We start from the raw sequence: 23,869 nt of genomic DNA on the forward strand, positions 1-23,869 counted from the left end.
CGTTGATTTGAATATCGCCACTAACGCCGAGAAATCAGCATTGACTGAATGGCGCAAATACCGGGTACTGCTCAGTCGGGTGGATTGCTCAACCGCACCCGATATCCCATGGCCTAAAGTGCCGGAGTAATGACAGGGAGCTATGCTCCTTACCCGCCTAGACGTCCGCGTCCAGATGCCGGCAGAGTCGGTGTGGAATTTGGGGCAGGGGGGAGAAAATTGACTGAGTGGGAGGGGTGAAAAAGCCCTCCTTCGAGGGGCAAGGGTCAGTTTAATTTCTCTATAAATCTTTTATTAGTTAGGTAAGTTAAACTTTCATTCAAGTACAGGAAGGTGTATGTAATATCAGCTTTGTTATTCGCTATCAGTATTTCATCAATTGATGATTGCACTTCGTGCAGTTCTTTAGCTAGCGACTTAAGCCGTTTGGTTGGAAGGTTTTTTGTGCCGTTTATGTAACTAAAACTTTTGGATAAATCCAGCCCAGCTTTAATGTTATTGTGAACATAGTTACACGCATCAGAATATGCGCGAGATAAACTGCTGACTCCGCTTATATTCTTATACTTATCTTTAAACTGAGTAAATAATCTTGTTATTCCAGTTTCATCATCGTTCGGTTTGTCTAAAGAAAATCTAATAATGTTTTCAATTGAAGATCTTAGATTAAAGTAAAAATAACGTTCTTCATTTAAATTGATAGAGGAGATACAGCATAAAAAATCATAAATGATACTTAAAAGATATCTGTTATTTGTTAATGTTTTGTTGTGAATTATTTTAAGTAATAGTGTCTTTTTTACAGTAGATATTAGGCAGTCTCTAACGTATTGATTTTCAATTGAAATAAATTCATTTTTAAATTTTGTAACGGTTTCTAAAATATTATATGGATCAGTTGATAAAAAACTATTCACCCCTTAACCCCTTGATCCACTTTGAGATACTTTCTGTTGTTGTATTCTTCCCTTTCTTACCTTTTTTGCTAGGCGTAGACTTCAATTTATTATCTTCTGACATCTCCTTTTGGGGGGCGTTGATTAACATATCAATATGAAATACAGTGTTATTTTTTGCTTTTATTATACTTTTTTTATCAAGCTTATTGTATATTTCTTTAATGGTTCTAGCGAACATTAGAGTTCTTGAAGCCACAACATATTTTTTGAACTCAAACCCAAAAATTTCTTTTATAAATTCTGACAATTCGTTATTTGTCTTAAATAATTCTTTTGAAAATGTGATCAGAGAAACAAAACCAACAAAAAATTCAATAGAATCATTATTTTTTAATTCTATTAGTTTATCGTTTGTTATTACCTTATTTTGATTTTGTTTCATCATTGACCTCGCTTAATTTTTGCTCCATTTCATGGCAGATTGCGTCTATCATAACCCTAGACTGGGTGTAGGAGGAAGCAAAATTTCCTTGTTGACCAACCTGTAGATCTCTAACATTATGGAAATGATTTGTGAAAAAATACAGCTCTTGAATTCCCTTTTCTGTCTCTATTGAATTTTTTATTTCTTTTGTTTTTTTTGTCAGCCTTTTTGATGTTCCTGTATATATCACTCCGAGAGGTTTTATACTAAGCCTTTGATCTTTAGCTAATTTTGATATTATTGATAGTAAATTACTAGTACCTAAAACGGAGTATTGGTCTATTTTCATTGGCATTATATAGTGGCTTGAAGCCATAATAGATGATTCTGTATACATAGAAATCGTTGGTGGGCAGTCAATCAATATATAGTTGTATATTTTTTTTAAGTTGTTATCATCTATAAAATTGCGAATACGTATCAATCTGGTATTATCAACCGTGTTATGCTCAAACATGATATTTATATCACCAGGAATGATATCTAAGTTAGGATATATATTTAAAATGACTTCTTCTTTTTTTAGATCGTAGTCATCTTCGTAAATTGATGAGTTTACTTCAAAAATTTTCTTGATTGTTCTTTTTTCTTTTACCAAACTTAGATAATCCGAGATCAAGTCTAGCTTTCCAATAAAGGATTGGGTTGCATTGAATTGTGGATCTATATCAATAATTAGCACTTTCTTATCTTTGTGGTTGGCTAAATATTCACCAACGCTAATACACAAAGTTGTTTTACCAACGCCACCTTTCATATTGATAAAACTAATTACGGGAGCTTGCATAGATTATCTCTAATTAATTAACCCAAGTTAGCCAGCCAGCTATGGCCCCTTAGCTACAACAAAATACATTAAGTTATGTTCATCACATCACCATGTAACCCATACTAGATCACCCCGACTAACATGTTGATCAGAAAATGCCTAATTTGTGAAACGTGCACGTAATATGTAATTACATAATTGACTGTTATTGAAGGTAATTATATTAGTGAGATGATTATCAGGTAGCGTTATTGATGCAATCTAAAAAGGACAATCCTCCCCTTTAACCCAACCCCTTGATTCTTTCGAGGTCCTCACTTTGGCTCAGTTCCAATCGGAGAAATATTTCGCCGATGGGTATGCGAATATTTTCGGACACCTTAATAACTCATTGATAAATATCCAGACGCCAAATCTGGCGTCTGGTCATACTTTAGGGTACCCGATAATTTCGGGTCAGTTACCTAACCCATTGAAATATAGTCAAGCTGCAAATATGCAGTCTGGTCATAATATGCGCGTATCATTTAGCGACGCACAAACTTTGCAGTCATCATTTAGTGGAGTGCAAAAAAAGGATAGCACGGCGAATGCTACCCTTTGGGATCACGCGTCTTTGCGCCATGAGATAAATCAATCAGTTATCCGTAATCCAAATCTGGTTTACGAGGAACTACAACAGCTTAAGAGCTTACCATCTTTAAGAGTTCCAGTTTGAGTACCGAAAATATCGGTATGCAAAATCCAATATCCGATAATCGGACTTTGGGTGTAACTGACAGTTAGTCAGTCGCAAATAGTCTTGAGCGTAACCGATAGTTACTCACAATTTGAGCGTCAGTCTGGCTGACTCACAGAATTTGCACACCTCATTAAGAGGTGCACACAAAACAGCCAAGCCTCTTAAAGAGGTGAGCCTATCAGGTGAAAAATATTTTTCAGTTGCTCGCGGTCAAAGTGACGTTCTCGAAAGAATCAATGAGTTAATCAATCATCACGGAAATCCCTATAGTTGCTGCAAGGTGTGATATCCCATCTTGGGTATGGTGATTTCCGCAATACCTTTTATTTGTGCAGGTATCCCATAGGTTAAAGGGCAATTTCTGCTCCATAATGGCTCGTTCTCATCCTCACTCTATAACCCTAAACTTTCCCTATCTAACGTGCGTAAAATCCATTGCTATATGCTATAGTGGGTGTATTTTCTGTTTGTACATACTGGTGTATATTTGTTATTTTATCAAGTTGTATATTTTATTTAATTGCATGTTTTAATTGAATTAAATTAAATATAATATTCTTCCTAAAAAGAACAATGCCAAAATTTCCGCAGCAGAAAGCATAACGAGCTGAGTAAAAGGATATTGTATGCGTACTAATTATTGTGGGCAGTTGAGCCTAGCCCATGAAGGCCAAAAAGTGACTCTTTGTGGTTGGGTAAACCGACGCCGTGATTTGGGTGGTTTGATCTTTATTGATATGCGGGATCGCGAAGGTATCGTTCAGGTATTTTTTGACCCAGACCAGAAAGAGGTCTTTTCTCAGGCTTCTGATCTGCGTAATGAATTTTGTATTCAGATTACAGGGATTGTACGTGCCCGCCCTGATAACCAAATCAATAAAGATATGGCGACTGGCGAAATTGAAGTTTTCGCAGACAGCCTGATGGTTTTCAATCGTTCAGAGCCACTGCCACTGGACAGCAACCAGAACAACAGTGAAGAACAGCGCCTGAAATACCGCTATCTTGATCTGCGTCGTTCCGAGATGTCACAGCGTTTGAAGACGCGTGCAAGAATCACCAGTTTTGTCCGTCGTTTTATGGACAATGCGGGTTTTATTGATGTTGAAACGCCAATGCTGACCAAGGCGACACCAGAAGGTGCGCGTGACTATTTAGTGCCAAGCCGTGTTCATAAAGGCGAATTTTATGCACTACCGCAATCTCCTCAGCTTTTCAAACAATTGTTGATGATGTCTGGCTTTGACCGTTATTACCAAATTGTCAAATGCTTCCGTGATGAAGATTTGCGTGCAGATCGCCAGCCAGAATTTACTCAGATCGACGTCGAAACTTCGTTTATGACCGCTGAACAAGTTCGCGAAATCATGGAAAAAATGATCCGTGAATTATGGCTGGATGTGAAAAATGTTGATTTGGGCAACTTCCCAATTATGACATTCGAAGAGGCAATGCGTCGCTTTGGTTCTGATAAACCAGACTTACGTAACCCTCTGGAATTGGTGGATGTTGCTGATCTGGTTAAAGACGTGGAATTCTCTGTTTTTGCAGAACCGGCAAACAATCCAAAAGGTCGTGTAGCAACGATTTGTGTTCCCGGTGGTGCAGAGCTGAGCCGTAAACAAATTGATGAATACGGTAAATTTGTTGGCATCTATGGTGCGAAAGGTTTGGCATGGATGAAAGTTAACAACCGTGCTACTGGTTTGGAAGGAATACAAAGCCCGGTTGCCAAATTCCTGTCCGCAGAAGTGGTTGAAGGCCTGTTGTCGCGTACCAATGCGCAGGATGGTGACATTCTGTTCTTCGGTGCTGACAAGAAAAATATTGTTACTGATGCTATGGGCGCACTGCGACTGAAACTGGGCCGTGATTTAAACATCACAGATCTGGCAAGCTGGAAGCCGCTTTGGGTTGTTGACTTCCCAATGTTTGAAGACAATGGCGAAGGCGGTTTGACTGCAATGCACCATCCATTTACTTCTCCGTGTGATTTGTCGGCGTCTGAGTTGGAAAGCAATCCAGAAGCCGCGATCGCGAACGCTTACGACATGGTTATCAATGGCTATGAAGTAGGCGGTGGTTCTGTCCGTATCCATCGCAATGAAATGCAACAGACAGTATTCCGCATTCTGGGTATCAATGAGCAGGAACAGCAGGAAAAATTTGGTTTCTTGCTGAACGCCCTGAAATATGGTACGCCTCCACATGCAGGTTTGGCTTTCGGCTTGGATCGCCTCGTCATGCTGTTGACCGATACAGATAATATTCGTGATGTGATCGCTTTCCCGAAAACAACGGCAGCAGCATGTTTGATGACTGATGCACCAAGCCCGGCTAATTCAGCAGCGTTGGAAGAGCTGGCTATTTCAGTGGTTAAAAAAGAGAGCGAATAATGGCTTATAAGCGCCCTGAATCTGTACTGGTTATGATTTACGCCGTTGACAGCAAAAGGGTGCTGATGTTACAGCGACGGGATGATCCTGAATTTTGGCAATCTGTAACAGGTAGCCTTGAAAAGGACGAAAAACCGTGGGAGGCGGCGTTACGTGAAGTACAGGAAGAGATAGGCGTTGATATTATCAATGAAAATCTTGAACTGATGGATTGTCAACGCTGTCTTTATTATGAGATTTTCTCACACTTACGATATCGATATGCTCCGGGGATAATGCGGAATAAAGAGCATTGGTTCTCTTTGGCGTTACCAGAGGAGCGAGAAATCTTGCTGACTGAACATTTAGCTTATCAATGGATGGTGGCGGAAGAGGCCGCTAAATTGACGAAGTCGTGGAGCAATCGGCAAGCAATTGAAGAATTTGTAATTTAGTTTATTAGTCTACAAAACGTTTTATCGGAGATATTTTCATGGCAGGTCATAGTAAATGGGCCAATACGAAACACCGCAAGGCTGCACAGGATGCAAAACGCGGTAAGATTTTTACTAAAATTATCCGTGAATTGGTAACAGCTGCACGATTGGGCGGTGGCGATCCGGATTCTAACCCACGTTTGCGAGCTGCTGTAGATAAAGCGCTGTCCAACAACATGACTCGCGATACTTTGAATCGCGCAATTGCCCGCGGTGTTGGCAATGACGATTCAGATAATATGGAAACCATCATTTATGAAGGTTACGGCCCCGGCGGTACAGCGGTTATGGTTGAGTGTTTGAGTGATAACCGCAACCGTACTGTTTCTGATGTCCGTCACGCGTTTACCAAAACGGGTGGAAACTTGGGTACTGATGGTTCTGTTTCTTATCTGTTTACCAAGAAAGGGGTTATTTCCTATGCACCGGGCTTGGATGAAGATGCAGTGATGGAAGCAGCGTTGGAAGCGGGTGCTGACGATGTTGAAACTTATGATGATGGGGCGATTGACGTCTATACTACACCAGAGGCTTTTGGTGATGTTAAAGATGCGTTGGATGCGGCAGGTTTCAAAGCAGATTCAGCAGAAGTTTCTATGATCCCTTCGACCAAAGCGGAGCTGGATGCAGAAACTGCGCCTAAATTACTTCGTCTGATTGATATGCTTGAAGATTCTGATGACGTTCAAGAAGTTTATCATAATGGTGAAATTTCTGATGAGGTTGCAGCGCTGCTGTAATTAGCATCAGTTCACAGCGTAGAGAAAGTGTTCCTTAATATCAGGGCATTTTCTCTAACGTTTTTATCCCATATCATAGGCGAACAGATCTGGGTAAGATTTAGGCGAATTATTCGATCTTGTGAATAGTTCGGATATGGCGAATAGTTCGATATGGCGATTATTCTTGGTATTGACCCAGGCTCTCGAGTCACGGGATATGGCGTTATCCGCCAGCAGGGGCGACAACTTATCTATCTCGGTAGCGGTTGTATTCGAACAAAAGTAGATGATTTACCCAGTCGCTTGCAGAAGATCTATGCCGGAGTTACTGAAATCATTACTCAATTCCAGCCCGATGCATTTGCAATAGAGCAAGTTTTCATGGCAAAAAATGCAGATTCTGCCTTGAAATTGGGGCAGGCGCGTGGTGTAGCAATTGTTGCTGCATCTAACCAATCTATTCCTGTATTTGAATATGCAGCCCGTCAGGTTAAACAAACTGTGGTTGGTACGGGAGCGGCCGAAAAAAGCCAGATTCAGCACATGGTGCGCTCAATGTTGAAATTGTCTGCTAATCCGCAGGCTGATGCCGCCGATGCTCTGGCTATTGCTATCACACATTGCCATTTCAATCAGAATTTACTTCGGGTAGGCGATGTGCGGTTAAATTTAACGCGCGGTCGTCTGAAATAGTTGAGGCTGGATATACGTCCAGTTTTTTTTGTGCTATAAGCTAGCGGAATGATTTATTTTTATTTTCAGGGGGTAAACAGTGATAGGGCGTTTGAGAGGAACTGTGTTGGAAAAACAGCCACCGTTGGTTTTATTGGAAACTAATGGTGTCGGTTATGAAGTTCATATGCCAATGACCTGTTTTTATGAGCTGCCTGAAATTGGTCAAGAAGCCATTTTATTTACACAATTTATTGTGCGTGAAGATGCTCAGCTATTATATGGGTTTAATGATAAACAAGAGCGGGCACTTTTTCGCGAACTGATTAAAGTGAATGGCGTTGGGCCCAAATTAGCTCTGGCAATTCTTTCGGGCATGTCTGCCCAGCAATTTGTGACGGCAATAGAACAGGAAGCGATTGCTTCATTGGTTAAATTGCCGGGTGTCGGCAAAAAAACGGCTGAAAGACTGGTTGTTGAGATGAAAGATCGCTTTAAGGGGCTTAATGGGGATCTGTTTAACCAAAGTAGTGATATTAATCTGCCTGCCGCCACTGAACAAGCGAGTTCTTCTGCCGATATTGAAGCTGAAGCAGCAGCAGCACTGGTTTCTCTGGGATATAAACCGCAGGAAGCCAGCCGGATGGTGAGCAAAGTAGCTAAACTGGGTGCAGATTGTGAAACCCTTATTCGAGAAGCGCTTCGTGCGGCTCTGTAATCACAGGAGTTAAGTGATGATTGAAGCTGACCGCCTGGTTTCAGCGGAAGTTCTGCAAGATGATGAAGCCGTTGATCGTGCTATTCGACCGAAATTTCTGTCTGAATATGTTGGTCAACCTCATGTTTGTGAGCAGATGGAAATCTTTATCCAGGCGGCACGCCAACGTGGTGATGCATTGGATCACTTGTTGATTTTTGGTCCTCCCGGATTGGGTAAAACCACGCTGGCAAATATTGTTGCAAATGAAATGGGAGTTAATCTCCGAACAACATCGGGACCAGTGTTGGAAAAAGCGGGAGATCTCGCGGCCATGCTGACCAATCTGGAACCACATGATGTGCTGTTCATTGATGAAATCCACCGTTTATCGCCAGTTGTAGAAGAAATTCTCTATCCCGCAATGGAAGATTATCAGCTGGATATCATGATTGGTGAAGGGCCCGCCGCCCGATCAATCAAGATTGATCTTCCGCCATTTACTTTAGTTGGTGCAACCACTCGCGCAGGTTCTTTAACTTCACCATTACGTGATCGATTCGGTATCGTACAGCGTCTTGAATTTTATAATGTTGATGATTTGCAGAGTATCGTTTCCCGCAGCGCCCACTATATGGGGTTAGGTATTTCAGATGACGGTGCAAGGCAAATCGCGATGCGTTCCCGTGGTACTCCCCGTATTACTAATCGATTATTGCGTCGTGTACGTGATTTTGCTCAGGTGAAAGGCAATGGCTCAGTGGATAACAATATTGCATCCCAAGCACTTGATATGCTGAATGTGGATTCAGCCGGGTTTGATTATCTTGATCGTAAGTTGCTGGTGGTCATTATTGATAAATTTATGGGTGGTCCCGTTGGATTGGATAACTTGGCAGCGGCGATTGGTGAAGAACGAGAAACTATTGAAGATGTACTGGAACCTTTCTTGATTCAACAAGGATTTATCCAACGAACGCCGCGAGGAAGAATCGCGACCAATCATGCTTATCAGCATTTTGGATTGATCAAGGAAAGCGTATAATAGCCATTCTGACATGCCAGCTCAGGTAATTACCAAGAGCTGGATGTATCTTTCTGGTCATGAATCCAATTTATTGATAATGAAGGATGTTCAGATAATACCCAATGAAAGTCAGCCGATAAATATGTAGATCTATGAATGTACAAGCCAGTTATCCTTCCAATTAAAGGGTTACAATTAGTCAAATTGTAACCCTTTTTTGTCGTATTTGAGTTGTCGTTAAAAAACAGTAAATTGAAAAAAGAAGGGGGTAAATATCAGTTTCTTGCCTTACACGTTAAACTCAATGCAAATAACATTGCTGAACAAAGAACAACAGAAGGCCCTGCCGGAGTGTTATAGAACGCTGATAATGCTAATCCTCCCGTAACGGAGAGCATACCGAGAATAATTGCAAAACATGCCATTTGTTCAGGTGTGCGGGAGAAACGACGAGCAGTTGCAGCAGGGATAATCAGCAGGGAAGTAATAATTAATGCACCAACGAATTTCATTGCCAGCCCAATGGTTAATGCTGTCATTAACATCAGGAGAATACGTAGGCGTTGAATTTTAATACCATCGACAAAAGCCAGATCCTGGCTCACTGTCATTGAGAGCAAAGCACGCCATTGCCATACCAGTAATCCAGCGACAATCACAACACTGATTGCAATCAACCAGAGATCTCCATCAGTTACAGACAGTAAATCGCCAAATAAGTAAGCTATCATGTCGACTCTGATGTTGGTCATAAAACTAACGACGACTAAACCGAGCGATAGGGCACTGTGAGCCAAAATACCCAATAGTGTATCAACTGCCAATTGTGGTCGTTTTTCCAGCCAAACTAAAATAATGGCCAGAATGAGTGTAATGGCAATAACTGCATAGAATGGATTCACGTTCAGTAATAAACCGAACGCGACACCAAGCAATGATGCGTGTGCGAGAGTATCACCAAAATAGGACATTCTGCGCCAAACGACAAAAGAACCAAGAGGCCCAGCGGCAATGGTCAAAAAAATACCGGCTAACCAACCAGGAAGTAATACTTCAATCATCGACGTGATTCTCCACCATTTTTCAAAATAATTTTCCCTTTAAGATCATGATGATGATTGTGATGATGGCGGTAAACTGACAATTGCTCTGCACCATGACGCCCAAACATTGCAATAAATTCTGGATGCATTGACACGACTTCTGGGGTTCCAGAGCAGCAAATATGCTGATTGAGGCACAAAACTTCATCTGTTTTTGCCATTACTAAATGGAGATCATGGGATACCATAAGCACAGCACAATTAAGTTCTGTTCTGATTTGATTGATTAAATCATAAAGTGCCAATTGGCCATTGACATCAACACCTTGCGTCGGTTCATCAAGAACCAAAAGTTGAGGTTGATTAAGTAAGGCTCTGGCAAGCAACACTCGCTGAGTTTCTCCGCCTGACAGTTTTTGCATGGGGTGTTCCAGCAAGTGAGCCGCTTTGACCTGATTCAATACTGGCATGATATCTGTTGATTTCACGTTGGGTCTTAGCATCATGAAGCGCTTGACAGTTACGGGCAGAGTAGGATCAAGATTAATTTTCTGCGGGACATAACCAATTCTTAGCGCGATTTTTTTTTCAATAATGCCCGCCGTTGGTTGGATTAAGCCAAGGACGACACGAACCAGAGTAGATTTCCCCGCTCCGTTCGGACCGATCAGGGTCAGAATTTTACCTTGTTTGAGATTGAATGAAATATTGTTTAGTACTTTACGGTGACTAAATTCAACCGTAATATTTTTTAGGGTGATCATAGTTGTTGTATTAAAAGAATCTTGCAGAATTAATGAGATGTTATAATATAACATCATTCGATTTTCTGCATGGAATATTCATATTATGTTACATAACTCACAGAAATGCGCACATAAATTTTTTCGTAAAATTGCGATAGCTACTACATTAGCAGCAGGATTGAATAGTGCTGCGCAGGCAGATGTCGTTACATCTATTCGTCCATTGGGTTTTATTGCTGCTGCCATTGCTGATGGTGTAACAAATACTCAGGTGCTTCTGCCCAATGGCGCTTCTCCACATGATTATGCGTTACGGCCTCTGGATGTGCAGAAAATTAATAAGGCTGATTTGGTTGTCTGGGTTGGTCCGGATATGGAAACCTTTTTGGCAAAGCCGATAGCTAAAATTGAACAGAACAAACAATTGGCACTGGCTGAATTATCTACAATCAAGCCACTGTTGTTGAAGAATAGTGAGGATGGTAATGATTCCGTTAGTGAATCACATCAGCATGAACATGATACAGATCATGAACATCACCATCATGGGGAATATAATATGCATATTTGGCTTTCTCCAGAGATTGTGAAGAAAGCCGCTCAGGCAATATATGATCAGCTTATTGAGCAATATCCCCAGAAAAAGGAACAATTAGAAGTAAACCTACGTAAATTCAATGGACAGCTTGCACAAACTGATAAGAATATTGCTAATGTTTTGAAGCCCATAAGAGAACAGGGTTATTTTGTTTTTCATGATGCATATAGTTATTTTGAAAAACGCTACCAATTGGCTCCATTAGGTGTTTTCACGGTTAATCCTGAAATACAACCCGGCGCCCAGAGATTACACTATATAAGAACACAATTGGTTGAGCAGAAAGCGAGATGTATTTTTGCTGAACCTCAATTCAGGCCAGCCGTTATTCATGCCGTAGCAAAAGGCACTGATGTACGTATCGGAATACTTGACCCTTTAGGGGGTGACATCGTATTGGACAAAGACAGCTACATGAAATTTATAACTCAGTTGTCACAGCAATATGCGAGCTGCCTGAATTAGTACAATAAGGAATTTTATTAGTGCAGCAGATAGCTAAAACTATCGTTCTGGTATACAACAACCTGCCCAAACCACATAAGATCATGCTTGGATCCTTAACGATGGTCACTTTGGCTATCGCGATATGGCGGCCGGTTATTTACCATGAGCGAGAAGAACGGACAGGTAGTATTATTCTCAATACTTCCGATAGTATCCCAAATACAACATATGCAGATGCAACAGATGATGTAGCCGGGGATGATGATGAGCAACTTCCCAATGAAGGTATTGAGGATGAAGATAGCAGTTCTGATATAGTAGCGAATGCTCAGCATAATTATATTGTTTCTAATGGGGATAACCTGAGTTTTATTTTCGATCAGTTTGGTATTAGCCTCTCCAACGTTGATTTATTGACAGATGCAAATAGTGCATTGCGTGATTTAGGTATCGGCCAGTCGTTATCGTGGACTATTGACGATAAAGGCAATTTAAAAACACTGAAGTGGGGGGTTTCACGTCGTGAAATTCGCACTTATACCCGTGAAGGGGATCATTTCCGAGAAGAACAAAAATTCCAGAAGGGAGAATGGAAAAACAATGTTATCACAGGTGCAGTCGATAGCAGTTTTAATGGTAGTGCCCTGATCGCTGGATTAACAGGCAGTGAAGCAAGGGAGGTAACAAAAGCGCTGCAATGGCAGATAGATTTCCGCAAATTGCGTAAAGGTGATCGCTTTTCTGTGCTGATATCCCGTGAAATGCTTGATGGAAAAAGTGAACAGAGCCAGTTGTTAGGGGTCCGCTTACAGAGCGGAGGCACTGACTATTATGCCTTCCGTGCTAATGATGGTCGTTTTTATGATAGTAATGCTTCCGGTTTGGGACAGGGTTTCCTGCGTTCTCCGACAACTAAAAAATTCAAAGTATCCTCTTTTTTCAATCCACATCGGTTGAATCCTGTAACTGGCAGAGTTGCTGCGCACAGAGGAGTTGATTTTGCTATGCCTGTGGGAACTCCTGTTCTAGCGGTTGGTGATGGTGAAGTTATTGTATCCAAATTTGATGGTGCAGCAGGTAATTTCATTGCCATCCGACATGGTCGTCAATATACCACTCGATACATGCACTTGCGGAAATTATTGGTAAAACCGGGCCAGAAAGTGAAACGGGGTGAACGCATTGCGTTATCGGGGAATACAGGACGTTCAACAGGCCCACATTTGCACTTTGAATTTTGGGATAATCAGCGGCCGATTAACCCGACCGCTGTAAAATTACCGAGTTCTGGTGGGCTAAGTGGTAAAGAGCGTACAGAATATATAGCAATGATTAAGGAGATTAAACCTCAATTATTGCTAGATTAAGTTATTGGCCAGATTATAAGTGTTTCAGGTTCAGATTATTGACAGACACGAAAGCGGATGATTGCTATCATCCGCTTTTGTATTATTTTTTGTCGTAAACTTGTGCCTTGAACGCGAAAGTTGGAATCATCAGAGTTAGCTCATGAATAAAGAAAAAGATATAGATAGTAAATTGGGATATGTCCCTCGGTTTCATCGATCTTATTTGCATCCTCGTTATTGGGGGCTTTGGGCTGGTGTAGGAGTATTGGCAGGATTGGCTTATATTCCAGTAAAATGGCGCGATCCATTGTTAGCTAAGATAGGTGCTTGGGCGGGTAAAAAAGCGAAAAGTGCTCGTCGCAGGGCGAAAATCAATTTAATTTACTGTTTTCCTGAGTTAACGGAACAACAGCGCGAAGGCTTGATTGATAGAATGTTTGCTAGTGCGCCGCAGTCATTTGTTATGCTGGCAGAGCTTTGTCTAAAAGGTGCTGAAGAGACGTTGAAGCGTACTCAGTGGCACGGTGATGAAATTTTACATACATTAAAGGCACAAGGGAGAAACGTCATCCTAATGGTTCCCCACGGATGGTCAATTGATATTCCTGCCATGCTTTTGTCAGCACGCGGTTACAAAGTATCCGGTATGTTTAACCATCAGAGCAATCCTGTAGCAGATTATTTGTGGAATAAAGCTCGTCAATACTTTGGTGGACGTCTGCATTCTCGTGATGCTGGAATTAAACCCTTTATTGCATCGGTACGTGAAGGTTTTTTGGGGTATTATTTGCCCGATCAGGACCATGGCGAAGAACATAGCGAATTTGTCGATTTTTTTGCCACGTACAAAGCAACGTTGCCAGCGGTAGGGCGTTTAATGAAAGTTTGCCGGGCCGCTGTTGTACCGTTATTTCCGGTTTATAATTGCCAAACCCATCAGTTGGATATTTACATCCGCCCACCAATGGATGATATTGCAGGGCAGGATGATGCTTATATTGCACGTCGCATGAATGAGGAATTAGAAGAATTAGTTAAACCTAATCCTGAACAATATACCTGGATCTTAAAATTGCTCAAGACGCGAAAAGAAGGGGATATTGAGCCTTATAAAAGGAAAGATCTTTGATTTGTGAAATAATTATCTTCAGTTTTGTCTAAATATAATAAATTCGGCGACCGTAGATTCAAGCTCGGTTTTTTAGATTAGACGTATAGGCAATTAATCCTTATCCGATTTTCTTTAAAAAGATGTAAAATTAATTATGATAAGGAGCAGTAAACCGCCCCTTATCATTTATTTTTATAACTAGTTGATTGTTTGGCTGATTATTATTCAGTTAGTTATTATTCAACTTCAAGTATGCGGCAGGTATTGGTACTACCAATCGTTCTCATTTGGTCACCTTGGGTCACTAGCACTAAATCTCCGGTGGCGAGGTAGCCTTTATCACGCAGGCGGCTGACAGCTTCGCTTACCGCAGCAATCCCATCTGTGTGCAAACTGCAATAAACAGGAGTTACACCACGATAAAGTGCGGTACGGTTTAAGGTCGATTCATGGCGTGACATGGAGAAGATAGGCAAGCCAGAGCTAATTCGAGACATCATACGAGCGGTGCGGCCAGATTCGGTCATGGCAATAATTGCTTTGACGCCTTTCAAGTGGTTGGCTGCATACATGGTGGACATTGAAATCGCTTCTTCAATACTATCAAATGTAATATCCAAGCGATGTTTGGAGACATTGATGCCCGGCATCTTTTCCGCACCGAGACAGACTTGTGCCATAGCAGCAACGGTTTCTGCTGGGTATTGGCCTGCCGCAGTTTCGGCAGAAAGCATAACCGCATCAGTACCATCCAGTACCGCATTGGCAACATCCATGACCTCAGCACGCGTCGGCATCGGGTTGGTGATCATGGATTCCATCATTTGTGTGGCAGTAATCACGACACGATTCAGTTGGCGAGCACGACGAATTAGTTTTTTTTGTACGCCAACCAATTCAGGATCGCCGATTTCAACACCAAGATCACCGCGAGCAACCATGACAACATCAGATGCCAGAATGATTTCGTCGATAATTTCGTCGCTACTGACGGCTTCTGCCCGTTCAACTTTTGCGACGATTTGGGTTTCACAACCTGCATCTCGTGCGAGACGACGTGCGTAATTTAAATCTTCACCTGAACGAGGGAAAGAAACAGCCAGATAATCAACACCTATTTTGGCTGCTGTAATGATATCTTCCTTATCTTTTTCGGTCAGGGCTTCGGCTGATAACCCACCGCCCAGTTTATTGATGCCTTTATTGTTGGAAAGCGGGCCTCCAACGGTCACTTCTGTGAAGACTTGCATACCCTGAACGTTTAGGACTCTCAATTGAACGCGCCCATCATCCAATAATAGGATATCTCCAGCCTTTACATCAGATGGCAGACCTTTATAGTCAATGCCAACTTTTTCTTTATTTCCTTCTCCCTTACCCAGATTGGCATCCAGCAGGAATTTATCCCCAACATTCAGGAAAATTTTTCCTTCCTTAAACGTGGATACGCGTATTTTTGGCCCTTGAAGATCACCAAGGATAGCAACGTGACAGCCTAAACGGGCAGCAATTTCGCGCACTTTATTTGCACGTTGGACATGATCTTCCGCAGTGCCGTGAGAGAAATTAAGGCGGACGACGTTGGCTCCCGCACTGATAACTTTTTCTAGATTGCTGTCACGATCCGTAGCCGGGCCAAGTGTAGTGACGATTTTTGTTCTTCTGAGCCGTCTGGACATGTATTACTCCGTTGACCTGTGAAGTATACCTTGCGTTTTTCAAGTTGCAGTTTTATTGGCCGCGTTCACTTACTCAGGTCATATATTATCTATGTTTCCAGAGAACTGTTCTTTTGCCGTTGTGCTGTAACTTGAAATCCACTGGTATATGGGTTTTCGATTACTTTAGAATAACCATTTATATTCTTGATTATTAACCCCGTACTGTAAATATGCAGATGGGGAAAAGTCTACATATGCTATCAGTCTAAGGAATTGATAAATAGTGAATAAAAACACAGTCTATTTTCTGGTTTATTATTCTTGCTTATCAAACCGTGAATTACGCAATGCTTCTTTGACCCTCTTCAAGTTATCCCTGAATTTTGAGCCTCGGCGCAGTGTAAAACCGGTTGCCAATACATCAATGATGGTTAATTGAGCAATTCTTGAAACCATCGGCATATAAATATCCGTGTCTTCAGGAACATCCAGCAAAATGGAAAGGGTTGCTTCCTGCGCTAATGGGGAGCCTGTTGAGGTAATGGCGATTACAGTTGCATCATTCTCGCGGGCCAGTTTGGCAATTTCTACGAGATTTTTTGTTCTTCCTGTATGGGAGATTAGTACGACAACATCTCCTTCAGTACTATTAATGCAACTTATTCGTTGCATCACAATATCATCAAAATAGGTAACTGGAATGTTAAAACGAAAAAATTTGTTCATGGCATCATGGGCCACAGCTGCTGACGCCCCCAAACCGAAAAAAGAGAGCTTTCTAGCTTGTGTCAGAAGGTCTACAGCCCGGTTAATTGCTGCAATATTCAGATTACTTTTAACTGTTTCCAGATTTGCCATAACTGATTCGAAAATTTTGTTTGTATAAGAGGTGACGCTGTCACTTTCTTCCACATTGCGGTTTACATAAGGTGTACCATTGGCGAGGCTCTGTGCCAGATGTAATTTAAAATCGGGAAAACCTTTGGTGTCGAGGCGTCGGCAAAAACGATTAACTGTCGGTTCACTCACATTCGCCATTTTAGCCAGGGTGGCAATACTTGAATGGATGGCAGTTTGTGGTGAAGCAAGAATGACCTGCGCAACCTTTTTCTCTGATTTACTCAAAACATCAAGACTATTTTGGAGCCGTTCCAGTGTGTTCATAAAACGCAGTTCAACCTCGGTTTTAACGATTTCATTAACAGAAGAAATCTATGTCATTTTCATGAAAATATACTACTTGTTATGGAAAGCTGGCAGTGGCAACAATCGGATAACTTGGGATTTTTCATAAAAACATGACAAGTGTCTAACTTTCAGTTTAGTAAGATTACTTCTTAATCGTTGTAAAATTTCAGTTTATAGTCACCATTAAGTATAAATCCTGACTATATTATTAGCGAATATAACACTAGCATGAATGTGAAAATAGCGTATCGAGAGAGGAAGAGATTGTTTAATAGCCAATGGTCAATGAATTCATATTGTCACCAGTATGGCAGCAATATGGAATACGAAAGAATACATGAATAATCGGTGTTTACTGCATATAACCAAAAGAGTACATTACTCACAGGTTCTGTAAAAAAATTACAATATCCCGTAATTGAGGAGATGCAACATGGCGGTGACGTCGACAGCTCAGGCTTGTAATTTGGTAATTTTTGGGGCGAAAGGAGACTTAGCACGCCGGAAATTAATGCCTTCCCTTTATCAGTTAGAGAAAGCGGGCTATATCCACCCTGATACCCGAATTATTGGTGTTGGTCGAGCAGACTGGGATAAAAAAGCTTATACCAAAGTCGTTGAAGAAGCGTTGGCTACATTTATGTCCGAGAAACTGGATTCAGAATTGTGGAAGACGCTCAGTTCACGTCTGGAATTTTGTAATTTAGACGTAAATGAAACAGAACATTTTACTGAATTGGCAAAAATGCTTAACAAGAATAACTTGCCAGCGATTTACTATTTTGCCATGCCGCCAAATACATTTGGTTCAGTGTGTCATGGATTGGGTGCTGCAGGACTGAATACGGAACCCAACCGTGTCGTGATGGAAAAGCCATTGGGAACGGATCTTGCTTCTTCCCGAGCGATTAATGATGAAGTCGCAAAATATTTCAATGAGAGCCAAATTTATCGCATTGACCATTATTTGGGTAAAGAAACAGTATTGAATTTGTTGGCTCTGCGTTTTGCCAACTCACTTTTCGTCAATAACTGGGATCATCGAACGATTGATCATGTGCAAATCACTGTTGCAGAAGAAGTGGGCATTGAAGGGCGTTGGGGCTATTTCGATCAGGCAGGGCAGATGCGTGACATGATTCAAAATCATCTTCTGCAAATCCTGACTATGATTGCCATGTCACCACCGGCTGACTTGACCGCCGATCGCATTCGTGATGAGAAAGTGAAAGTGTTGCGATCATTGCGTCGAATTGATCACACCAATGTGCGGGAAAAAACCGTTCGCGGGCAATATACCGCCGGTTTTGTACATGGTAAGAAAGTCCCTGGTTATCTGGAAGAAGAAGGGGCGAATAAAGCCAGTAAAACGGAAAGTTTTGTATCAATTCGTGTTGATATTGATGACTGGCGTTGGTCTGGTGTGCCTTTCTACCTGAGAACAGGGAAACGTTTGCCAGCTAAATGTTCTGAAGTTGTTGTTTATTTCAAAGAACCTTCTCTGAATCTTTTTGCAGAATCTTACCAGAAATTACCTCAAAATAAATTGACGATCCGCTTACAGCCAGATGAAGGTATTGATATTGAAGTCTTGAATAAAGCGCCGGGGCTGGAACATAAACACCGCTTGCAAACGACCAAGCTGGATTTGAGTTTCTCTGAAACATTCAATCAGACGCACCTGGCTGATGCTTATGAAAGATTGCTGTTGGAGGCGATGCGAGGTATTCAGGCACTGTTTGTTCGCCGTGATGAAGTAGAAGAAGCATGGAAATGGGTGGATTCCATTATGGAAGCATGGGCGGCGGATAATGAACCACCAAAGCCTTATCAGGCAGGCACTTGGGGGCCAGTTGCTTCTATAGCCATGATTACCCGTGATGGGCGTTCGTGGAATGAATTTGGGTAGCTTGCGTGTTATTTGATTTGTATTAAATTCACTCATTAAAATATCAGTTGGGCTTAATGTCTGGCTGATATTTATTAAATAAAATGATGTTATTAAATTCAATAATTATAAATTAATTTATTATTTAAAAGTAACCTTCTATTAAAAAATAATTATTAATTTATGTTGAAACGATGTTTATCAAAGTGAATTTTTTCGAAAAAAAACATGATAAAATTGATGTGTAATTTTTTGACTTTCTGAATTAAAAAATAATGGTTATTAAAGTTTGTTTATTTTTAAAAAAATAAAATTAGCATAAGTGGATATTATTATTTTTGTTGTCAAGATATGGATTATTGAAAGTATTTAAGTTTTAAATTGAATTTTCCTGAATAAAAATATTTAATTTGAAAAATATAACATCAAATAATAATTACAACACATTAAATCAATAGGGCAATGTGTACCAGTTTTGTAATACCAACCATCAATGATTCCAATGTTACAAATGGATATATTTATGGGCGTACAATGGAATTTGCTCAAGAATTGGAATCAAGTATCTTGATGATACCTCGCGCCTGTCATTTAGCAGCAACCGGTCCCAACAGTAAAACTAATCTATCTTGGCACTCAAAATATACAGTTATTGGTGTCAATGCTGTTAAAGTAAATGCATTAGCAGACGGTATGAATGAAAAAGTTTTGATAGGTGAGTGCCTCTATTTCTCAGGATATGCATATTACCAATCTGATGAATTATGCTGATATCAAGTCAACTAACAGTGCACCAATTTCTCTGAATGGACAAGAAATTAAAACCACTGGACAAGGTTCAGGATTACGTGGTTTACCTGGTGATCCTACTCCAGAATCTCGTTTATGTGTGGGCACTGACTTTCAGCCAATCGGTTGAGCGGAAACTCACTGAAGAAGAAAGTGTACGCTTTGTTGAGCATATTTTAAATAACTTTGATATTCCCAGAGGCTGGATACGTGATAAATCTACTGCTAATATAGTGTACGATTATACCCAATGGTCAATCGTAGCAGATTTAAACAATTTGAAATATTACATCAAAACTATACTGTTCCAGTATTGCGTTGTATTTCTTTTAATGATTTTGATCTCGATTCTATTGTGCTAATATCTTATCCGATGTCATCAATTGAGATACCAAGTTTGATATCTGAATAACTGAATATTACGTTACTCCACTTTTCAATAATATAAGGTGGGGTAAATTGTAACAAATTATATTCGATATTCGATATTTGTTATATGCTTAATCATTTTGGCACAGAGGAAAATGATTATGAATAGAAAATACAATATGTTGCTTTTTATTTTGAACTATGGTAAAAATAACCTTATTAAACACTATCATATGAGGATTCTTAGTATATTACACAATAAATTATCGTGTGATGAAAGAATAAAATATCATGAATAGCGCCAAAAGCGTCAACATTCAACAGAGTAACAAAATTCAACGTTGTACCCACGTTCTTTTCCTCTCGGCTATCTTATCCAGTGAGCACTATTGGTGCGGTGCCCTTTAGGGCCTTCTCCTGCTAACCGGTTCTTCACCGGCAATTATCATTTGCCAAAATATTTTGCTAAAACGTCAGTTTCGTTCTGACAGTGTGTAGTTGTATTTACAGCCAATCTTATTGGCATTTATAGCTTGATATCTTGGCATGCTTATTAGTATGTTCAGGAGAAAAAAATGATTTATTGGATATTTCTTGCACTGGCAATTGTGGCAGAAGTAATTGGCACTCTGTCGATGAAACAAGCCAGCGTCTCGGGTGATTTTACAGGCATGATCGTGATGTACACCATGATCACAACTTCTTATATTTTGCTGGCAATTGCTGTGAAAAAAGTGGCATTAGGTGTGGCTTATGCACTATGGGAAGGTATTGGGATTCTGTTTATTACTGCTTTTAGTGTATTGTGGTTCAACGAGTCGCTGTCATTGATGAAAATTGGTGGATTGATATTATTGATAGCAGGAATTGCTTTGATCAAGATAGGGTCAAAAAAAGTCCAGGACCATGCTTCAAACAACACATCAACCTCATCAAATAATGTTTTGAACAAGCAAGTCAAGGAGGCATGATATGCTAACCCAATTTGAATGGTGGCATGGTGCATTCTTGATTCTGGCTGTTGTTTTGGAAATTGCAGCAAATATTTTATTGAAGTTATCTAATGGATTTCAGCGCTTCTGGATCGGTATTTTATCCCTGATTGCTGTTTTGGGCGCATTCAGTTCGTTGGCTCAGGCTGTAAAAGGGATTGAACTTTCCATTGCTTATGCTTTGTGGGGAGCCTTCGGCATTATTGCTACAGTAGCAGCAGGTTGGATCATGTTTAATCAACGACTGAATTTTAAGGGATGGGGCGGTATTGTACTGCTGTTGATCGGTATGATTATGATTAAGATGGCTTAATTTTTACGTTCCATACCTTAAACTTCATTTTATACATTCATTTCCAAAATGGCATTGAACGAGCGATAACTTGTTCAATGCCATGTTTTTTTGATGAATAAGCTTATAAAGCGGCGATAATTTTGATTTCTACTTTATATTTAGGATTCATCAATGCTGCTTGAACAGTGCAACGGACGGGAGCGCTCCCCGCAACAACCCATGCATCCCAAGCAGCATTCATACCTGTAAAATCGGCCTTGTCTGCTAGAAAAATCGTTGCATCCAAGATCTTGCTCTTGTCTGAGCCAAGACGATGTAACAGGATATCAATGGCGGCCAGAGTATCGGCGGTTTGCTCTGTAATATCGCCGTCCAGCTTTTCTGGCACGCTGGTATAATAGATAGTGTCATTGTAAACGACCGCTTCTGACCAACGGGTGTCTGGATCAATGCGTTTAATAGTCAATTAAATCTCCTGTTAATTTATACAGTTTATTTGCTGAATTGGGTGGTTATTACAACTCAGTATTGGCATAATTCTGCCACAATTTATTGAAAGAGACAGTTCGTGTCAGACGATTTTGCGAAAAATGGCGTACTTGCCAAAGCCATACCGGGTTTTAAGCCTCGTGATGCTCAACGGGAAATGTCTTCGGCTATTACAGTTGCGATCAAAAAACAGCAACAATTAATTGTGGAAGCAGGAACGGGTACCGGTAAAACATTTGCTTATCTGGTACCTGCATTGCGCTCCGGTAAAAAAGTGATTATTTCTACTGGTTCTAAAGCGTTGCAGGATCAGCTCTACAATCGAGATCTTCCCACCATTGTTGATGCCTTAGGTTTTAAAGGTGATCTGGCACTATTAAAAGGGCGTTCAAATTATTTATGCCTTGAGCGTCTTGAACAACAGTCAATCAGCAATTCCCCGCTGGAAGCGGAAATATTGGCAGAAGTCATCAAGTTGAGGTATTGGTCAGCGCAGACAGAAGATGGAGATATCAGTAATTGCCATCAAGTTGCGGAAGGCAGTACGGTTTGGTCGTTGGTTACAAGTACTAATGACAATTGTCTTGGTAGTGATTGCCCCCGCTATCATGAATGTTTTGTTCTGAAAGCGCGCCGAAAAGCGATGGGAGCAGATATCGTGATAGTTAACCATCATCTCTTTATGGCAGATATGGTAGTTAAAGATACCGGATTTGGTGAATTAATCCCGCAGGCTGATGTCGTGATTTTCGATGAGGCTCACCAAGTTCCTGATATTGCTAGCCAGTACTTTGGTCAACAGTTAAGTAGCCGCCAATTGATGGATTTATCGCGTGATATCATCATGGCTTACCGTATTGAAGTGCGTGATCAAGCTCAATTGCAAAAGAGTGCCGATCGCCTTAGCCAAAGTGTGCAAGATTTCCGTTTGTCATTAGGTGAAAGCAGTTATCGGGGCAATCTTCGCGAGGCTTTGCGGCAGCAACAAGTGCAGCGGTCGTTAGTACGGTTGGATGATGCTCTTGAACTTTGCTATGACGTGATGAAGCTCTCTTTGGGACGTTCAGCCATGCTGGATGCAGCTTTTGAACGAGCAACGGTTTATCGCAATCGTCTTAAGCGCCTGATTGATGTCAACATACCTAATTATAGCTATTGGTTCGAAAGTTATGGGCAGCATTTTTTGCTGGCGCTGACACCGTTATCTGTCTCTGATAAATTCAGTGAGATGATCCATGAACAATCAGGTTGTTGGATTTTTACCTCGGCAACATTGTCAGTCAATGAACAACTAGATCACTTCACAGAACGTTTGGGGCTTAAACAAGCTCAGACGCTACTCCTGCCCAGCCCATTTGATTATCAACGACAAATGTTATTATGTGTTCCGCGTCATTTGCCATCACCTAATCAGAATGGTGGTGCAAGATGGTTGGCTCGCATGTTGAAACCGTTGATTGAAAGTAATAAAGGGCGTTGTTTTTTCCTTTGTACTTCCCATCAAATGATGCGCAGTTTGGCAGAAGAATTTCGTGCCAGTATGACATTACCGGTGTTGGTGCAGGGTGAGACGAGTAAGACGCAACTGTTGGCACAATTTATCTCTGCAGGTAATGCATTGCTGGTGGCAACAGGCAGTTTTTGGGAAGGGGTTGATGTCCGTGGTGATGCGTTATCCTGCGTTATTATTGATAAATTACCGTTTACTTCCCCTGATGATCCGTTACTTAAGGCGCGTATTGAGGATTGTCAGCTTAAGGGTGGGGATGCCTTTAACGAAGTTCAGCTTCCTGATGCAGTAATTGACTTGAAGCAGGGCGTTGGAAGGCTGATTCGTGACATTGACGATTATGGTGTTGTGGTCATTTGTGATAATCGGTTAGTCATGCGCCCATACGGTGAGGTTTTTTTGAATAGCCTGCCTCCGTCTCCCCGTACTCGTGATTTATCAAAAGCGATAGCGTTTCTGAAATCGCGTCCACCACAGTCAGAATAAAATTGTCGGGGCGATAATGTTGGG

The 23,869-nt window shown here is 41.0% G+C and carries 25 protein-coding genes; 17 read left to right on the forward strand and 8 right to left on the reverse strand.

What is annotated here, in order from left to right:
* Positions 1–7: 7 nt before the first annotated feature.
* Entirely contained in the window at positions 8–130 is a 123-nt protein-coding gene (locus tag Xvie_RS12305; protein WP_086109700.1) for a tail fiber assembly protein, read from the forward strand.
* Positions 131–266: 136 nt separating this feature from the next.
* Here Xvie_RS12305 and Xvie_RS12310 read toward each other — a convergent pair whose 3' ends face one another.
* The 3 genes from Xvie_RS12310 to Xvie_RS12320 are packed head-to-tail and all read right to left on the reverse strand — an operon-like array spanning position 267 to position 2,170.
* On the reverse strand, positions 267–917 hold the full coding sequence (locus Xvie_RS12310) for a hypothetical protein (protein ID WP_086109608.1): 651 nt from the start codon (positions 915–917) through the stop codon (positions 267–269).
* Positions 910–1,344, reverse strand: a complete 435-nt coding sequence (locus Xvie_RS12315) for a hypothetical protein (RefSeq protein WP_244175612.1) — start codon at positions 1,342–1,344, stop codon at positions 910–912. Before Xvie_RS12315 ends, Xvie_RS12310 begins: the two co-directional genes overlap by 8 nt.
* Entirely contained in the window at positions 1,322–2,170 is an 849-nt protein-coding gene (locus Xvie_RS12320; protein ID WP_086109609.1) for a ParA family protein, read from the reverse strand. The genes Xvie_RS12315 and Xvie_RS12320 overlap by 23 nt, the downstream gene beginning before the upstream one ends.
* A 301-nt stretch (positions 2,171–2,471) precedes the next feature.
* Here Xvie_RS12320 and Xvie_RS12325 point away from each other — a divergent pair, with 301 nt between their 5' ends.
* The 7 genes from Xvie_RS12325 (at position 2,472) to ruvB (ending at position 8,902) form a co-directional block, all read left to right on the forward strand.
* Positions 2,472–2,870, forward strand: a complete 399-nt coding sequence (locus Xvie_RS12325) for a hypothetical protein (RefSeq protein WP_086109610.1) — start codon at positions 2,472–2,474, stop codon at positions 2,868–2,870.
* Between the two features lie 650 nt (positions 2,871–3,520).
* A complete protein-coding gene (gene aspS / locus Xvie_RS12330; RefSeq protein WP_086109611.1) occupies positions 3,521–5,290 on the forward strand; it encodes an aspartate--tRNA ligase in 1,770 nt (589 codons plus the stop codon).
* Entirely contained in the window at positions 5,290–5,724 is a 435-nt protein-coding gene (gene nudB / locus Xvie_RS12335; RefSeq protein WP_086109612.1) for a dihydroneopterin triphosphate diphosphatase, read from the forward strand. Before aspS ends, nudB begins: the two co-directional genes overlap by 1 nt.
* 38 nt (positions 5,725–5,762) lie before the next feature.
* Positions 5,763–6,506 (forward strand): YebC/PmpR family DNA-binding transcriptional regulator, encoded by a 744-nt coding sequence (locus Xvie_RS12340; protein ID WP_086109613.1) that lies wholly within the window; start codon positions 5,763–5,765, stop codon positions 6,504–6,506.
* 153 nt (positions 6,507–6,659) lie between these two features.
* Positions 6,660–7,181 (forward strand): crossover junction endodeoxyribonuclease RuvC, encoded by a 522-nt coding sequence (ruvC, locus tag Xvie_RS12345; protein ID WP_086109614.1) that lies wholly within the window; start codon positions 6,660–6,662, stop codon positions 7,179–7,181.
* 79 nt (positions 7,182–7,260) lie between these two features.
* On the forward strand, positions 7,261–7,878 hold the full coding sequence (ruvA, locus tag Xvie_RS12350; protein WP_086109615.1) for a Holliday junction branch migration protein RuvA: 618 nt from the start codon (positions 7,261–7,263) through the stop codon (positions 7,876–7,878).
* 16 nt (positions 7,879–7,894) lie between these two features.
* A complete protein-coding gene (ruvB, locus tag Xvie_RS12355) occupies positions 7,895–8,902 on the forward strand; it encodes a Holliday junction branch migration DNA helicase RuvB (protein WP_086109616.1) in 1,008 nt (335 codons plus the stop codon).
* Between the two features lie 257 nt (positions 8,903–9,159).
* Here ruvB and znuB read toward each other — a convergent pair whose 3' ends face one another.
* Positions 9,160–9,945, reverse strand: a complete 786-nt coding sequence (gene znuB, locus Xvie_RS12360) for a zinc ABC transporter permease subunit ZnuB (RefSeq protein WP_086109617.1) — start codon at positions 9,943–9,945, stop codon at positions 9,160–9,162.
* Positions 9,942–10,691 (reverse strand): zinc ABC transporter ATP-binding protein ZnuC, encoded by a 750-nt coding sequence (znuC, locus tag Xvie_RS12365; protein WP_422645933.1) that lies wholly within the window; start codon positions 10,689–10,691, stop codon positions 9,942–9,944. Before znuC ends, znuB begins: the two co-directional genes overlap by 4 nt.
* Before the next feature lie 85 nt (positions 10,692–10,776).
* On the opposite strand from znuC, the gene znuA reads away from it, so the two are divergent.
* From znuA to lpxM, 3 genes are all read left to right on the forward strand, one after another.
* Positions 10,777–11,736 (forward strand): zinc ABC transporter substrate-binding protein ZnuA, encoded by a 960-nt coding sequence (gene znuA / locus Xvie_RS12370; protein ID WP_086109618.1) that lies wholly within the window; start codon positions 10,777–10,779, stop codon positions 11,734–11,736.
* Positions 11,737–11,756: 20 nt separating this feature from the next.
* Positions 11,757–13,085: a murein DD-endopeptidase MepM gene (mepM, locus tag Xvie_RS12375; protein ID WP_086109619.1), complete on the forward strand. Its 1,329-nt coding sequence runs from the start codon at positions 11,757–11,759 to the stop codon at positions 13,083–13,085.
* Between the two features lie 142 nt (positions 13,086–13,227).
* Positions 13,228–14,196 carry a lauroyl-Kdo(2)-lipid IV(A) myristoyltransferase gene (gene lpxM / locus Xvie_RS12380; protein ID WP_086109620.1) on the forward strand — a complete coding sequence of 323 codons (969 nt, stop codon included), beginning with the start codon at positions 13,228–13,230 and terminating at the stop codon, positions 14,194–14,196.
* Between the two features lie 218 nt (positions 14,197–14,414).
* Here lpxM and pyk read toward each other — a convergent pair whose 3' ends face one another.
* Together pyk and Xvie_RS12390 are read right to left on the reverse strand one after the other, a co-directional pair.
* A complete protein-coding gene (pyk, locus tag Xvie_RS12385; protein ID WP_086109621.1) occupies positions 14,415–15,857 on the reverse strand; it encodes a pyruvate kinase in 1,443 nt (480 codons plus the stop codon).
* A gap of 297 nt (positions 15,858–16,154) precedes the next feature.
* Positions 16,155–17,003, reverse strand: coding sequence for a MurR/RpiR family transcriptional regulator (locus Xvie_RS12390; protein WP_086109622.1), 849 nt, complete (start codon positions 17,001–17,003; stop codon positions 16,155–16,157).
* A gap of 457 nt (positions 17,004–17,460) precedes the next feature.
* Here Xvie_RS12390 and zwf point away from each other — a divergent pair, with 457 nt between their 5' ends.
* From zwf to mdtI, 5 genes are all read left to right on the forward strand, one after another.
* The gene (gene zwf, locus Xvie_RS12395; protein WP_086109623.1) at positions 17,461–18,936 is read left to right on the forward strand and encodes a glucose-6-phosphate dehydrogenase; all 1,476 of its coding nucleotides are present in this window, start codon (positions 17,461–17,463) and stop codon (positions 18,934–18,936) included.
* Between the two features lie 513 nt (positions 18,937–19,449).
* Entirely contained in the window at positions 19,450–19,686 is a 237-nt protein-coding gene (locus tag Xvie_RS12400) for a linear amide C-N hydrolase (RefSeq protein WP_167376274.1), read from the forward strand.
* Positions 19,673–19,834 carry a linear amide C-N hydrolase gene (locus tag Xvie_RS25815; RefSeq protein ID WP_422645934.1) on the forward strand — a complete coding sequence of 54 codons (162 nt, stop codon included), beginning with the start codon at positions 19,673–19,675 and terminating at the stop codon, positions 19,832–19,834. Before Xvie_RS12400 ends, Xvie_RS25815 begins: the two co-directional genes overlap by 14 nt.
* Before the next feature lie 814 nt (positions 19,835–20,648).
* Entirely contained in the window at positions 20,649–21,044 is a 396-nt protein-coding gene (gene mdtJ, locus Xvie_RS12405; protein WP_244175614.1) for a multidrug/spermidine efflux SMR transporter subunit MdtJ, read from the forward strand.
* A gap of 1 nt (position 21,045) precedes the next feature.
* Positions 21,046–21,378, forward strand: coding sequence for a multidrug/spermidine efflux SMR transporter subunit MdtI (gene mdtI, locus Xvie_RS12410; protein WP_086109625.1), 333 nt, complete (start codon positions 21,046–21,048; stop codon positions 21,376–21,378).
* Positions 21,379–21,481: 103 nt separating this feature from the next.
* On the opposite strand, the gene Xvie_RS12415 is transcribed toward mdtI, so the two are convergent.
* Entirely contained in the window at positions 21,482–21,826 is a 345-nt protein-coding gene (locus Xvie_RS12415; RefSeq protein WP_086109626.1) for a RidA family protein, read from the reverse strand.
* A gap of 102 nt (positions 21,827–21,928) precedes the next feature.
* On the opposite strand from Xvie_RS12415, the gene yoaA reads away from it, so the two are divergent.
* Positions 21,929–23,845 carry a DNA repair helicase YoaA gene (gene yoaA, locus Xvie_RS12420; RefSeq protein ID WP_086109627.1) on the forward strand — a complete coding sequence of 639 codons (1,917 nt, stop codon included), beginning with the start codon at positions 21,929–21,931 and terminating at the stop codon, positions 23,843–23,845.
* Positions 23,846–23,869 lie beyond the last annotated feature (24 nt).

It is taken from the genome of Xenorhabdus vietnamensis (assembly GCF_002127535.1).
Taxonomy (GTDB): domain Bacteria; phylum Pseudomonadota; class Gammaproteobacteria; order Enterobacterales; family Enterobacteriaceae; genus Xenorhabdus; species Xenorhabdus vietnamensis.